At 65.1% G+C, this 12,246-nt stretch carries 13 protein-coding genes; 3 read left to right on the plus strand and 10 right to left on the minus strand.

Annotated elements, in window-relative coordinates; all coding sequences use genetic code 11:
* Position 1: 1 nt before the first annotated feature.
* Positions 2–418, minus strand: a complete 417-nt coding sequence (locus Q4G24_RS13595) for a cupin domain-containing protein (RefSeq protein WP_303367083.1) — start codon at positions 416–418, stop codon at positions 2–4.
* Positions 419–573: 155 nt separating this feature from the next.
* Between Q4G24_RS13595 and Q4G24_RS13600 the strand changes: the two genes are divergently transcribed.
* Positions 574–1,467 carry a LysR family transcriptional regulator gene (locus tag Q4G24_RS13600; RefSeq protein ID WP_303367084.1) on the plus strand — a complete coding sequence of 298 codons (894 nt, stop codon included), beginning with the start codon at positions 574–576 and terminating at the stop codon, positions 1,465–1,467.
* A gap of 48 nt (positions 1,468–1,515) precedes the next feature.
* Positions 1,516–1,794: a DUF2218 domain-containing protein gene (locus Q4G24_RS13605; protein ID WP_303367085.1), complete on the plus strand. Its 279-nt coding sequence runs from the start codon at positions 1,516–1,518 to the stop codon at positions 1,792–1,794.
* A gap of 7 nt (positions 1,795–1,801) precedes the next feature.
* Here the strand turns inward: Q4G24_RS13605 and Q4G24_RS13610 are convergent, their stop codons facing one another.
* The 4 genes from Q4G24_RS13610 to Q4G24_RS13625 form a co-directional block, all read right to left on the minus strand.
* Positions 1,802–2,356 carry a tetratricopeptide repeat protein gene (locus Q4G24_RS13610; RefSeq protein ID WP_303367086.1) on the minus strand — a complete coding sequence of 185 codons (555 nt, stop codon included), beginning with the start codon at positions 2,354–2,356 and terminating at the stop codon, positions 1,802–1,804.
* Positions 2,353–3,039, minus strand: a complete 687-nt coding sequence (locus tag Q4G24_RS13615) for a Fe2+-dependent dioxygenase (RefSeq protein WP_303367087.1) — start codon at positions 3,037–3,039, stop codon at positions 2,353–2,355. The genes Q4G24_RS13610 and Q4G24_RS13615 overlap by 4 nt, the downstream gene beginning before the upstream one ends.
* Before the next feature lie 58 nt (positions 3,040–3,097).
* Complete coding sequence (locus Q4G24_RS13620) at positions 3,098–5,368, minus strand: TonB-dependent siderophore receptor (RefSeq protein WP_303367088.1); 2,271 nt, start codon at positions 5,366–5,368, stop codon at positions 3,098–3,100.
* Between the two features lie 137 nt (positions 5,369–5,505).
* The gene (locus Q4G24_RS13625) at positions 5,506–6,555 is read right to left on the minus strand and encodes an alpha-hydroxy acid oxidase (RefSeq protein ID WP_303367089.1); all 1,050 of its coding nucleotides are present in this window, start codon (positions 6,553–6,555) and stop codon (positions 5,506–5,508) included.
* A gap of 145 nt (positions 6,556–6,700) precedes the next feature.
* Between Q4G24_RS13625 and Q4G24_RS13630 the strand changes: the two genes are divergently transcribed.
* Entirely contained in the window at positions 6,701–7,687 is a 987-nt protein-coding gene (locus Q4G24_RS13630) for a serine hydrolase (RefSeq protein WP_303367090.1), read from the plus strand.
* On the opposite strand, the gene Q4G24_RS13635 is transcribed toward Q4G24_RS13630, so the two are convergent.
* From Q4G24_RS13635 to Q4G24_RS13655, 5 genes are read right to left on the minus strand one after another with little or no spacing between them, the layout of a single operon-like run.
* Positions 7,684–8,565, minus strand: a complete 882-nt coding sequence (locus Q4G24_RS13635; RefSeq protein WP_303367091.1) for an FAD:protein FMN transferase — start codon at positions 8,563–8,565, stop codon at positions 7,684–7,686. The genes Q4G24_RS13630 and Q4G24_RS13635 overlap by 4 nt on opposite strands.
* Complete coding sequence (locus tag Q4G24_RS13640) at positions 8,562–9,140, minus strand: nitrous oxide reductase accessory protein NosL (RefSeq protein ID WP_303367092.1); 579 nt, start codon at positions 9,138–9,140, stop codon at positions 8,562–8,564. Before Q4G24_RS13640 ends, Q4G24_RS13635 begins: the two co-directional genes overlap by 4 nt.
* Positions 9,137–9,961, minus strand: coding sequence for an ABC transporter permease (locus Q4G24_RS13645; RefSeq protein WP_303367093.1), 825 nt, complete (start codon positions 9,959–9,961; stop codon positions 9,137–9,139). The genes Q4G24_RS13640 and Q4G24_RS13645 overlap by 4 nt, the downstream gene beginning before the upstream one ends.
* Complete coding sequence (locus Q4G24_RS13650) at positions 9,958–10,857, minus strand: ABC transporter ATP-binding protein (protein WP_303367094.1); 900 nt, start codon at positions 10,855–10,857, stop codon at positions 9,958–9,960. The genes Q4G24_RS13645 and Q4G24_RS13650 overlap by 4 nt, the downstream gene beginning before the upstream one ends.
* Positions 10,823–12,160 carry a nitrous oxide reductase family maturation protein NosD gene (locus tag Q4G24_RS13655; protein WP_303367096.1) on the minus strand — a complete coding sequence of 446 codons (1,338 nt, stop codon included), beginning with the start codon at positions 12,158–12,160 and terminating at the stop codon, positions 10,823–10,825. The genes Q4G24_RS13650 and Q4G24_RS13655 overlap by 35 nt, the downstream gene beginning before the upstream one ends.
* Positions 12,161–12,246: the final 86 nt, after the last annotated feature.

Consider the following 12,246-nt stretch of genomic DNA (forward strand, 5'->3'; position numbering starts at 1 on the left):
GCTATTCCCCCAGATATTCCGCGTCAGTTACGGGTTCCAGCCATGTCACCACGCTGCCGTCCCTGGCTTCGTTCAGCGCGATATGGGTCATGGCACAGCAATCCGTGGCACCATGCCAATGCGGAATATCCGCCGGGCACCAGATCACATCGCCCGCCTGAAACTCGTGCCGCACCCCGTCACGGGTCTGCGTCCAGCCGACCCCGGCGGTGACGATCATCGTCTGCCCCTTTGGGTGGGTGTGCCAATGCGTCCGAGCGCCCGGCAGAAACGTCACCGATGCCGCGCCAAAGCTGCGATCTTCGGTAATCCCGAACAGCGGTTGAACCGACACGGTGCTGGTGAACCACTCCGCCAGGCCAGCCATGGCGGGTTGCGTTCCGGCTTTGGTGATTTCGGTCAGGTCAGCCTGTGTCATTCTGATGCCCTTTCATCCATTGCAACTGATATAGGGATCACCCCGCGCCGAATTACCCGCATCATACCGATAGCGCCTATCACCAGCCGATATGAAACCGCTTTCATTGCATCATTCAGGTGTTAAATTATCCCCATCCACGGACGGAGGGCGGGATGAAACGCGATGAGCTTGGCGATCTGGCCGCCTTTCTGGCCGTGGCCGAGGAACGCAGCTTTACCCGCGCGGCGGCGCGGCTTGGCACCTCGCAATCGGCGCTGTCGGCCACCGTGCGGCGGCTGGAGGAGCGGCTGGACGTGCGCCTGCTGACCCGCACCACCCGCAGCGTCACCCCAACCGAGGCCGGAGCGGCGCTGATCGAACGGCTGCGCCCGGCTTTTGACGACATCCGCAGCGGGCTGGCCAGTCTGGACGCGATGCGCAACCGTCCGGCGGGAACCATCCGGCTGACCAGCGGCAAGCCCGCGGCCGAAGCTCTGGTGCTGCCGGTGGCGCGGCGGCTGATGGCCGAACACCCTGATCTGAATATCGAAATAACCATCGAAAGCCGTCTGGTCGATATTGCCAAGGATGGCTATGATGCCGGCATCCGCCTTGGCGAACAGCTTGACCGCGACATGATCGCGGTGCGCATCGGTCCGGATGTGGAAATAGTCGTGGCCGGATCACCGGAATATCTGGCCGCCAATCCCGCGCCGCTGACCCCGCATGATCTGGCGGGACATAATTGCCTGAACCTGCGGATGCCGACCCATGGCGGCCTTTATGTGTGGGAGTTCGAGCGCGACCACCGTCCGCTGAATGTCCGCGTTACCGGCCAGTTTACCAGCAACGAACCTGACCTGCTGATCGCCGCCGCCTTGCAAGGGGTCGGGCTAATCTGCCTGCCGGGGGATGAGCTGGCGCCGCTGCTGGAACAGGGGCGGCTGGTGCGGGTGCTGGCGGATTGGTGTCCGCCCTTTCCCGGCTATCACCTGTATTATCCCAGCCGCAGGCAGATGACACCGGGGTTTCGCCTGCTGGTGGACGCGCTGCGCTGGCACGGCTAAAACAGAGTGATTCCCTCGGCTATCCCAGCCGGAACCAGAGGAGACCTCATGCGCCTGACCGCTCAATTCCCGACGGATCGCGGCCCGCAACTGCTTGGCACCATGGCCAAACATTTCGGCCACAAGATCGAGGTCGAACAGACCGATACCGAAGCCCATATCCACTTCACCGCCGGGATCGGCAGCATCGCCCTGACCGAAAACGGACTGGCGCTGACGGCTGATGCTGAAACGCTGGAGGGTGCCAAAACCGTGGCTGATGTGGTGGAACGTCACCTGTTGCGCTTTGCCCATCGTGAAGATCCGCAACCGCTGACCTGGACCTGAGGCCCCTCTACAGCCAGTCCAGCCGCGCCCGGTCCAGCATCGCCAGATAGCCCGGTGGCGCGTCCTTGCGCGACCGGGCGATCCAGTCACGGGCCTCGGCCTGCTGACCATCCGCAGCCAGCGCGCAGGCATGGTTGAACATCGCCCAAGGGTCGCCGCCCTCGGCCCCGGCGCGGAAATAGGCGCGGGCCTCGGCTTCATCCTCTGCCAACATGCCCAGCATGTTCAGCGCCTGAAGCAGCCCCTTGCGGGCGGCCTGTGCGTAAAGATCACGGGCGGCGGCGGGGTCGCGCAGGACGCCCTCGCCTCTCAGGTGCAATTCGGCAAGGTTGAACATCGCCCAAGGCTCGCCGGTCAGGATCGCCTTGCGGTAATAGCCCGCAGCCTGCGCCGGATCAGGGTCCATACCCCAGCCACGCTCGGCACAGCGGCCCAGCATGTTCAGCGCCGCCCCGTCACCCGACCGCGCCGCCATGCGCAGGCTCTCCAACGCCTGCGTATAGCGCCCCGCATCAAGGTCAACCTGCGCCAGCGTCAGCGCAGCCGTGGCAGCGCGGCTCACAATTCGGCCCACATCCGCATCAGGTTGTGATAATGGCTGACCAGCCCCAGCACCGCCGGGTCGTCATCCCCCAGCGCCGCGCGGGTGCGCCGGATCGCCACATCCAGATCGTAAAGCATCGCCCGGCGGCCGTCGTCACGCACCATCGACTGCGCCCAAAAGAACGAGGCCCAGCGGCTGCCGCGCGTCACCGGCTGCACCAGATGCAGGCTTGACGAGGGGTAAATCACCATATGCCCGGCAGGCAGTTTGACCGAATGGGGACCATAGGTGTCCTCGACGATCAGCTCGCCGCCTTCGTATTCGTCCGGTTCGGTCAGGAAAATCGTGGTCGAAACATCCGCACGCATCCGCATTCCGCCGGAACCCGGAATGGTACGGATGGAATTATCCGTATGCGCACCAAACGTCATACCCACATCATAGCGGTTGAACATCGGCGGCAGCACCCGCAGCGGCAGGGCGGCGGTGGTATAGGTCTCATTCCGCGCCAGCGCCCGCAGCACGATGTCGGACAATTCCCGCGCCAGATCGCTGTCGGGCGGGATTTGCAGGTTCAGCTTGGATTTCGCGGCCTGATCGCCGGCGGTTTCACGCCCGTCTTGCCATGCGCCATCGGAAAGGCGCTGGCGGATATGGGACAGCTCGTCTTTGGTCAGGACATCGGGAACTTGGATCAGCATGTGAGGGGGCTTTCAACAAAAACAAGGGGGCGGATCGCCCGCCCCCTTTTCAGGTCCATCAGAACCGATTGGTCAGCGTCAGCGCGAATGTGCGCCCCGCCGAAGGCACCGCCCGCGAGGACGAGAAGGCCGAGCTGTAATTGTCATGGTCGGTCAGGTTGTAACCGTTCAGCGCCACACGCCAGTTATCGACCTCATAAGACACCATCGCATCCAGAGAGACGGTTTCCGGGATCAACGCAGTATTGCCTGCATCTGCCCAGTATTCCGAGGCATAGCGGATACCGCCGCCCATGGTGACTTCGCCGCCCGAGGGGCCGAATTGCGCCGGCATGGTATAGGTGGTCCATAGCGACAGGTTGTGCTTGGCCACGCCCGGCGCTTCATTGCCCACGACATCGGCATTGGTACCGGGGCCGCTGATGATCTCGCCATCCATCCAGGCATAAGCTGCCAGCACCCGCCAGCGGTCGGTAATGTCACCTGAGGCGCCAAGCTCAATCCCCTGAATCTTGCGGCTTTGCCCCTGATCCGAGAAGCCGACCGTCACATCGCCCGTCGTCGGGTCAATGTCGAACGAGTTGCGCTTCTTGATCTGGAAAGCCGCAGCAGTCAGGCCAAGGCGGCCATCCATCAGATCCATCTTGCCGCCCAGTTCGATCAGGTCGGAACGCTCGGGTTCCAGATCGACCGCCGCGACTTCGTTGGCAAAGGCATTGACCGCCGAGGCCAGATCCGTCCCGACCGGACGATAGGTCCGCGAGAAAGTCAGATAGGCCATCGTGTCCGGGTCATGTTCATAAATCACGCTCAACGAGGGGCTGACCTTGGTGCTGTTGACCGAACCAGTCACGCGGTTGGGGTTGCCAATGATCCAGCCATCGAACGAGTTGTCGAAATAATCCAGACGGGTGCTGGCCAGAACCGACCATTTATCATCGAAACTCATCCGGTCGGACAGGAACAGCCCGGCGTTGAAGGCTTTCGAGGTGGATTTGTTGTCGCTCCACTCCAGCACAGCGGGGCCTGCGTCATAGACCGGGTTCAGGATGGTCGAGGTCGTTGCCCGCGCCACGGTCCAGCTACCGCTGCGACGGTGATCGACCTGATACAGCAGGTCCAGACCCGCCGCGAACTTGTGCCGCACGCTGCCCGTCTGCGCCTCGCCACGCACGGCAAGCACGTTCTGGAAGCCCCAGCCATCCTGCTGATAGCTCATGCCGCCACCGGCACCATAGCGCAGCGGCTGGTCATTCCCGGCCAGCAGTTCGGTCAGACAGGCATTATCACAAGATGCGGGGTTGCTGGCCGAAAACTCGCGCTTGTAACGGGTCAGGCGGGTATCATTGGTCAGGGTCAGGCCGTTGCCCATGTCATGCACCAGCCCCGAAGACAGCGTATGCACATCGGTATCGTCGCGGTCGGTGCTGCGGACGTAAGAGGTGCTGCGATCATAGCCCGGCACGCCATATTCCAGCAGCGGGCGGTAAATGCCATCATCCCCCTGCGCCATCGGCTGCCCCATGTCGGGCGTGCCACGGCCTTGCAGGAAGCTGTAACCCAGATGCCATTCGGTGCCGGTGCCGATCCCGGTCCCCCAATCCAGCGCCAGCCCGCGCCGGTCGGCCTTGACGTGATCGCGGTCGGCCACGTCGCCGCCCTGCACCATGACATTGGCCCGCAGCGCCGAAGTCTCATTCAACTGGCGGTTCGTATCCACCTGAAGCCGCGCCTGCTCACCGCTGCGATAGGACAGGGTGGTTTCGGTAAACTCCTCCAGCCGGGCGCGTTTGGTGGTCTGGTTCACCAGACCGCTGAGGCTGCCCGCCCCGAACGCATCGCCCGACGGGCCTTTGAACACCTGAACGCCCTCGGTGTTGAACGTGTCATGGGTATAGGCACCGAAATCGCGCAGCCCGTCCTGATACACGTCACCCTGCGCCGCAAGGCCACGGATGCGGAACTGATCGCCGCTGGACCCGCCCCGGCCCTCGCCGGTGGACAGGGTGATGCCCGGCACGTTGCGCAGAGTTTCCTCCAGCGTGGTGGCGGCCTGCTCGCGGATGATCTCCTCGGGGACCACGTTCACCAGCTTGGGCGTCTCACGCACGGTTTCAGGCAGGCGCGAAATACCGGTGGCGGCACTGTTGTTATTGGCGGTTTCGCCGGTCAGAACGACCTCATCCAGCACAATGGTGCCTGCCGGCGTGGTCACATTGGCCTGCTGCGCGGCAACAGGGGATTGCGCCCCGGTCAGGGCGATTGTCACCCCCGCACTGGCCAGAACCGGACCAGTCAGAACCGGCCGAAGGGAATAGGGTTGCGTCATAGGCGGCACCTTGCTCTTGTAAATCAACAGGATAACGGCCGGACGCACACAAGGCAGCCCTGCGCCGACTCATACCCTAGTAATTCCGTAAGAATCACGGGAACGTCAACACCCTTGCGGTATATTTTCCGACTACTTTACTTTGTGTTGTGACAGAAATGCGACAGATCGTCACCCGGCCCGGCTATCAGCCCCTGATCCACAGCCCGCAGATCGGCACATCCGGTCAGCGCCATGCTGATTTCCAGATCGTCACGCAGCGCCCGGATCAGCCGCGCCACGCCCATCGCACCATCCGCCGCCAGCGCACAGGCAACAGGCCGGGCGATCATCACCGCATCAGCCCCCAGCGCCAGCGCCCGCAGCACATCCGCCCCGCTGCGGATACCGCCATCCAGCAGCAGCGGCAGCGTGGTTGCCGCCCGCACCCCCGGCAGCGCCCGGACCGCAGGTATCACCCCGTCCAGCACCCGCCCGCCGTGGTTCGAGACCACAATCCCCGCTACCCCCGCCGCCTCGGCCCAGCGGGCATCATCAGGGTGCAGGATCCCCTTGACCAGCACCGGCAGCGGCGCAGTGCGGCATAACCATTCCAGATCCTGCCAGCGCGGCGCCTGCTGCATCATCGCAAACACCCCACCGACAGGCGCGGGCATATCCGGCAGGTTCGGCATGACCGCACCGACCAGCCCCGCCCCCGCCCGCACCGGCGCATCCACGGTCAGCATCAGGGCGCGAAAGCCGGCAGCGGCAGCACGATGGGCCAGCGCCAGCGTGGCCTCGGCCCCGATCCAGTAAAGCTGGAACCAGTCGCAACCCGCACCAGCAGCGGCGACCTGTTCCAGCGGCAGGCTGGCTTGCGCGCTCAGCACCATACGCCCACCCTGCGCGGTAACAGCGGCGGCGGTGGCCGCCTCGGCCTGCGGGTGCAGCGCGGCGTGATGGGCAAAGGGCGCAATCAGGATCGGGTGATCCAACGCCTGCCCCAACAGCGTGATCCGGGTGCTGGCCCCGGCCATATCCGCCAGCACACGCGGGCGCAGCGCCAGCGCATCCAGCCCCGCGCGATTGCCCGCCGCCGTCATCCCGCGCCCGGCAGTGCCAAAGAAATAGGCACGGGTTTCCGGGTCCAGCACCGCCTCGGCCTGCTGGCGAAACCGGTTCAGAAGTTGCTCAAGATTGCTCATACCCCCGGTTTTCTGCCCTTGACGCGGGGCAAGTCAAGCCATTCTGCACCACGGCGCAAAGCCCTATACCGCCAGACGATAAATCCGGCGGTTGATCCCCGGCGCAGGCAACTTACCTGTCTGGCAAAGCAAAGGAAGCACCGCCATGACCATGCGCCGCCGCCAGTTCCTGACCCTCACCAGCGCCGCTCTGGCCGCGCCCCTGCTGACGCGCGGGGCCTTGGCCCAAGGGATCGAGACCGCTGCCGCACAGGCCGCGCGACTGGACCAGTTGCGCAGCTTGGTCATTCACCGGAACGGCCAGCGCATCTTTGCGCAGGCGTTCCGCGGGCCAGCGCCCGACCGGCCCGCGAATGTGAAATCGGTGTCGAAAACCATTGTGGCGCTGCTGACCGGCATGGCCATCGACCGGGGCGTGATTGCCGGGCCGGATCAGCCGGTCCTGCCGCTGCTGGGACATGCGCCCTTTGGCGACGCCCGCGACGGGCTGACCATCGGCCATTTGCTGACCATGCAGACCGGGTTGGCCAGCACCTCGGGCGCGAATTACGGCGCATGGGTCAGCAGCAGCGACTGGGTGGACAGCGCGCTGGCCCGGCCCTCGGGGCGTCCGGGCGGCGCGTTCATCTATTCGACCGGCGGCTGGCATGTGCTTGGCGCGGCGCTGGCGCGGGCCTCGGGGCTAAGCCTGCACCAGATGGCGCGGGACTGGCTGGCGGCACCGCTGGACATCACAATCCCGCCGTGGATCGCAGACCCGCAGGGACGGTTCCTTGGCGGAAATGACATGGCGATCAGCCCGCTGGGACTGGCCCGGATCGGGGATATGGTGCTGGCCGGCGGGCGTATGGGCGACCGGCAGGTGGTCAGCCGCGACTGGATCACGCAGTCGTGGCAGGCCCGGACGCGCTCGCCGTTTTCGGGGGATGATTACGGCTATGGCTGGTTCCTGACCCGCTATGCCGGGCAGCGCGGCTATTACGCGCGCGGCTATGGCGGGCAGATGCTGGCGCTGGTGCCGTCACGAGGGCTGTCGGTGGCAATCACCTCGGACCCCGACCGCCCGGCACGCGGGGACGGCTATTTCGGGGATCTGCGCCAATTGGTGACGCAGATCGTGGCTTCGGCTTAAACCGCCAGTTCCACCCGCGCATCGCGGAAACCAGCGCAGGCGGCGTCCATCTCGGCACGGCTGTCCATCAGGCAGAACGCCGTGGACAGCGCATCCGCCAGCGCCGCGCTGCGGGACGAAACCGAGACCTGCGACCAGCGGGCGGGCGCGGGCTGGCGGGTCAGCGGGTTCAGGATATGCCCCGTCGTGCCGCCATCAAAGCTGGTGCCGAGCGGTGACGAGCTGGCCAGCGCCCGGTTATCCAGCCCGATGCCGCCACCCTGCGGCCAGCGCACCGGCCAGGGCGAGCCATCCGGCGAAGGCCCAAGCGCCGCAATCTCGCCGGTATCGACCAACACCCGATCATAGCCCTGCCCCCGGATCAGCGCCGCGACCCTATCCGCGATGAAGCCCTGTGCGATGCCGTTCAGGGTCAGCGCCATACCGGGCTGCATCTCGATCCGCGCAGGGGTTATGCTGACACCCGACCAGCCAAGCGGCAGCGCCTGAACCGCCGCGCTGTCCGGGCGGCCCTGTGCCTCGGCATAGGCCAGCCAAAGCGGCTGCACCGTCGGGTCAAAGCGCCCCCCGGTCTGATCATGCACCCGCCCGGCCAGCGCCAGACATTCGACCAGCTCGGGCGCAGGCGCATCCAGCGCGCCATCACGGTTCAGCCGCGACAGGTCGGAACCGGGCTGATAAAGGCTGAAAATGCCTTCCAGCCGGGCGATTTCGGCGCGGGTCGCCTCGATCAGCGCCGGGTGATCGCCGGCAAGGCTGATCGTGGTGCGGGCACCCAACGCCTGCCCCTGCCATTGCGTTACCCTCTGCGCCTTGGCCGCCAGCCCCGAGGCCAGCAGGAATCCCGCGCTGATGGTCAGAAAACGGCGGCGTTTCATGGACGGTCCCCCTGATTGGTCAGATTGCGCAGGCGGTCGGCATAGCCAGCCACATCCTCGGTCACGTCAGTATCATCCTGCGGCCCGCTTGCGGCAGGGGCCAGAACCAGCTCGGTCGGGATGTCATCCAGCCGCATGATCTCGCCCCCATATTGCGCGGCAAAGGCGCGGGCGGCGTCCTCGGTGCCAAAAGGAACCGTCTCGGCCGCGCCCATCCCGCCTTCGCGCGATGAACCCACGACATAGAACGCATCCGCCGCCGGAATCCAGTTCGTCGCCCCCGGATCATCCCATGAGGGCGCCACCCCCATATCGCTGACATAGGTGGTCACGATCTCATAATCCTGTTCTGGCATCCGAAGGTAGGCGATGGCGTCGCGCACCTGCGAAAAGAACAGCGGCGCAAGAATGTCTTTCAGGTGGACCTGCCCCTTGGGGCCGGGATGTTCGACCAGATTCATCTGGCAGAAATGGCCGATGGCGGTTTCGGTCAAGGCCACGGGTTCAGGAATCTCGACGGCTTCCTGACGACAAGCGGCCAGCGCCAGCAGGGCGATAATGGCAAAGCGTTTCATGGCGTCACCCGTTTGAACACAAGGCTGGCCAGCGCCAGCATGGCAACCGGCCACAGCACCAGAGAAGTCAGCGCCGCCCAAGGCGAAATCGTCGCCGCCGCGCCGCCAAGCCCCGCAGCCGCCGCAGTCGCATCCGAGGCCGCAAGGTTATACAGCCGGAACGCGTCAGCAGGGTTGCCCAAGAGCAGCGCGGGCAGCGCCGCGCCAAAGGCCCCCTCGCCGCCGGTGGCGACCAGCCCGGCCAGCAGGCCAAGGTCATACAGCACCACAGCCACCAGCCACAGCCCGATCGCCAGCCCCGCCGCTCCCGAGGGTCGCCGCGACAGCGCCGACAGCACATAGCCCGCGCCAAGGAACGCCGCCCCAAGCAGCAGCGAGGTCCAGAACAGCCGCCACAGCGCGGGCAGACCCGCCGCCGCCTTGGGGTCAAAGGCAAAGGCCGCCGCCGCCGCGAGGCCGTAACCAACCCCGACCGCCAGCGCCAGAATCGCCAGATGCGCCAACAGCCGTCCGGCCAGAATCTCGGCCCGCGCGATGGGATAGGTCAACAACAGCGGCAAGGTGCCGCGCTCGACCTCGCCCGCCACCGCGTCAAATGACATCAGCAGCGCCAGCAGCGGCACCAGATAGACCGCAAGGCTGGTCAGCGAGGCGACCACCACCGACAACCGGTCAGCGCCAAGCGCCCCCGTCGGCGCGGAACCCGCCGCCGACAGCACCAGTGCGAAAACGGCCATCATCGCAACCGCAATTGCAACCCAGCGGTTGCGCAGCGCGATGCGCAGTTCAGCCGCCGCCGTCGCCAGAATACGCCGGATCATTGCTTGCCCCCTTTCGCGCCGAAATGGCTGTAGATGTCCTCCAGACTCGGCGGCTGGACCTCAATATCCGCGACCAGATCAGGCAGGCCCGTGATCCGCGCCAGCGTAGCCAGCTTGTCCGCCTGTGCGCCTTTCAGCACAAGCCCGTCGGCCACCACCTGCGCCTGCGGAAAGGCGGCGGCCAGCGCAGCCCCGGCCCCGTCGCGCGGGATCAGGTGATAGGTGACGGGCAGCGCGGCCTGACGGCGCAGATCGTTCAGCGTGCCTTCGGCCACGCGCGTGCCTTGCGACAGGATGACGATACGATCCGTCCGCGCCTCGACCTCGGTCAGCGCGTGGCTGGACAGCAGAATGGCCGCACCCTCGGCAGACAATTCGTCCAGCAGCGCATAAAAGGACCGGCGCGACACCGGATCAAGGCCTGAGGTCGGCTCATCCAGAATCAGCAGCCGCGGCTGGCCGATCAGCGCCTGCGCCAGACCGACGCGCTGGCGCATCCCTTTGGAATAGGTGCCGATGCGGCGGCGCATGGCATGACCAAGCCCCACCCGCTCCAGCAATGTTTCCGCCGCGCTGACCGGCTGACCGCGCAAACGCAGGTAATAGCGGATCATCTCGGCCCCGGTCAGCGCCGGGTGAAAGGCCACGTTTTCAGGCAGATAGGCAACCTGATGCCGCGCCGCGCCGCTGCCGGGTGCCGCCCCCATGACGCGGATTTCGCCGCTGGTGAACGGGATCAGCCCCAGAATAATCTTCATCATCGTGGATTTGCCCGCGCCGTTATGGCCAAGCAGCGCCACCCGCTGTCCCGGTTCGACCGTCAGCGACACATCATTCAGCGCGGTAAAATCGCCATAACGTTTAGTGAGGTGCGAGAGCGTCAGCGCCATCGTCATCCGTCCTTTGCGTGGCCCAAAGCGGCATTTTCTGCGCCATTTGGGCAATTTCGTCAGGCAGCGCGATCGTGACCGGCTGCGTCAGCGGAAAGCTGTCCACCACCCCGCCCGGCATGGTGGCAGGAAAGTTCGCCTGGCTCCAGCGCACCATCTGCACTGCCGGGCTGCCGGTCAGCAGCGCCGCGGCGGGCTGCGACCACAGGATATGATCCATCAGGTCATTGGGGCGGAACCGGCTGTCGGCGATACCGTCGCCGTTCAGGTCGAACACCGGATGGTCGGACCAGTAATTGCCACGACCCTCAACACTCCATTCAATATCGCGGGTGCCGACATATTTCACCTGCGTCCGGTTGCCGATAAAGGCGTTTCCTGTCAGCCCGTTACGCTCCGACCCGGCGGTAAAGTGGATGCCGATGTCGCAGCCCTCGAAACGGTTGTTCACCAACAGATTGCGGTGCGCGTTATAGATGAAGGTGCATTTTTCCGGCCCGCCTGTCATCGGCCCCGCCACCAGATTGCCCGCCACATCCGAGCTGTTGGCATAGTTCAGCATCACCCCATGGTCGCGGTCATTCACCGAAATATTGTTCAGCACTTGCAGCCGGTCCGAGAACATCAGCGCAAAGCCAAGGTGATTGCCGACCGAGATATTCTCCGACACCTCGCTGTCATGGGTATACATGTAATGCACCGCGAAACGCAGGTCATACATCAGGTTGTCTTTGAACACATTGCGCCGGGACGAGTTCGTAAAGATGCCATCGCGGCCATAGCGGATGGTGTTGCCCACCACCTGCGCCCCCGGCGCGTTCCAGACATAGACGCCATTGCCCCGGTTGTTCATGCGAAAATCGCGGCCACCGATGATCGTGTTGCCGCGCACGATGGTGTCATGCGCGCCGTGGACATCGACGCCGAACAGGTTGTTTTCAAAGCGGTTGTTTTCGATCAGCCCGGCCCGCGCGGTGCGGGTCAGCATGACGCCGGAATCAATATTCTGATGCGAAGGACCAGAGCCGGTAATCAGCAGGTCGCGCACGGTCACATCTTCGGCGGTGATGGTGATGACGCTGCCCTGCCCGCCGCCGTCGATCTGCGCACCCTCTTGCCCTTGCAGGGTCAGCGGATGGTCAATGGTGACGGGACCATGATGCAGCCCCGCCGCCAGCCGCAGCACATCGCCGGGCGCGGACCCGGCGATGGCGGTTTTCAGGGCGTCCCCGCCAGCAGGCACGTCGATATTGGCAGCCCAGAGAGGGCCACCCGACAGCGCCAGAACAAGGGCAAGGACGCGCCGCATCACGATGCCTTCGGACGCACCAGCATCCGGCCGCGCATTTCCATATGCAGCGCGTGGCAGAACCACTGGCAATAATACCAGTAAAC

Origin of the sequence: Paracoccus sp. (in: a-proteobacteria) (genome assembly GCF_030538695.1) — a bacterium.
In the GTDB taxonomy this organism is placed as follows: Bacteria; Pseudomonadota; Alphaproteobacteria; order Rhodobacterales; family Rhodobacteraceae; genus Paracoccus.

Coding starts and splice junctions, on each gene's coding strand:
- Q4G24_RS13600 (WP_303367084.1), top strand. CDS start 574: ATGAAACGCGATGAGCTTGGCGATCTGGCCGCCTTTCTGGCCGTGGCC.
- Q4G24_RS13645 (WP_303367093.1), bottom strand. CDS start 9,961: ATGATCCGGCGTATTCTGGCGACGGCGGCGGCTGAACTGCGCATCGCG.
- Q4G24_RS13595 (WP_303367083.1), bottom strand. CDS start 418: ATGACACAGGCTGACCTGACCGAAATCACCAAAGCCGGAACGCAACCC.
- Q4G24_RS13625 (WP_303367089.1), bottom strand. CDS start 6,555: ATGAGCAATCTTGAGCAACTTCTGAACCGGTTTCGCCAGCAGGCCGAG.
- Q4G24_RS13650 (WP_303367094.1), bottom strand. CDS start 10,857: ATGACGATGGCGCTGACGCTCTCGCACCTCACTAAACGTTATGGCGAT.
- Q4G24_RS13620 (WP_303367088.1), bottom strand. CDS start 5,368: ATGACGCAACCCTATTCCCTTCGGCCGGTTCTGACTGGTCCGGTTCTG.
- Q4G24_RS13630 (WP_303367090.1), top strand. CDS start 6,701: ATGACCATGCGCCGCCGCCAGTTCCTGACCCTCACCAGCGCCGCTCTG.
- Q4G24_RS13655 (WP_303367096.1), bottom strand. CDS start 12,160: ATGCGGCGCGTCCTTGCCCTTGTTCTGGCGCTGTCGGGTGGCCCTCTC.
- Q4G24_RS13635 (WP_303367091.1), bottom strand. CDS start 8,565: ATGAAACGCCGCCGTTTTCTGACCATCAGCGCGGGATTCCTGCTGGCC.
- Q4G24_RS13615 (WP_303367087.1), bottom strand. CDS start 3,039: ATGCTGATCCAAGTTCCCGATGTCCTGACCAAAGACGAGCTGTCCCAT.
- Q4G24_RS13605 (WP_303367085.1), top strand. CDS start 1,516: ATGCGCCTGACCGCTCAATTCCCGACGGATCGCGGCCCGCAACTGCTT.
- Q4G24_RS13640 (WP_303367092.1), bottom strand. CDS start 9,140: ATGAAACGCTTTGCCATTATCGCCCTGCTGGCGCTGGCCGCTTGTCGT.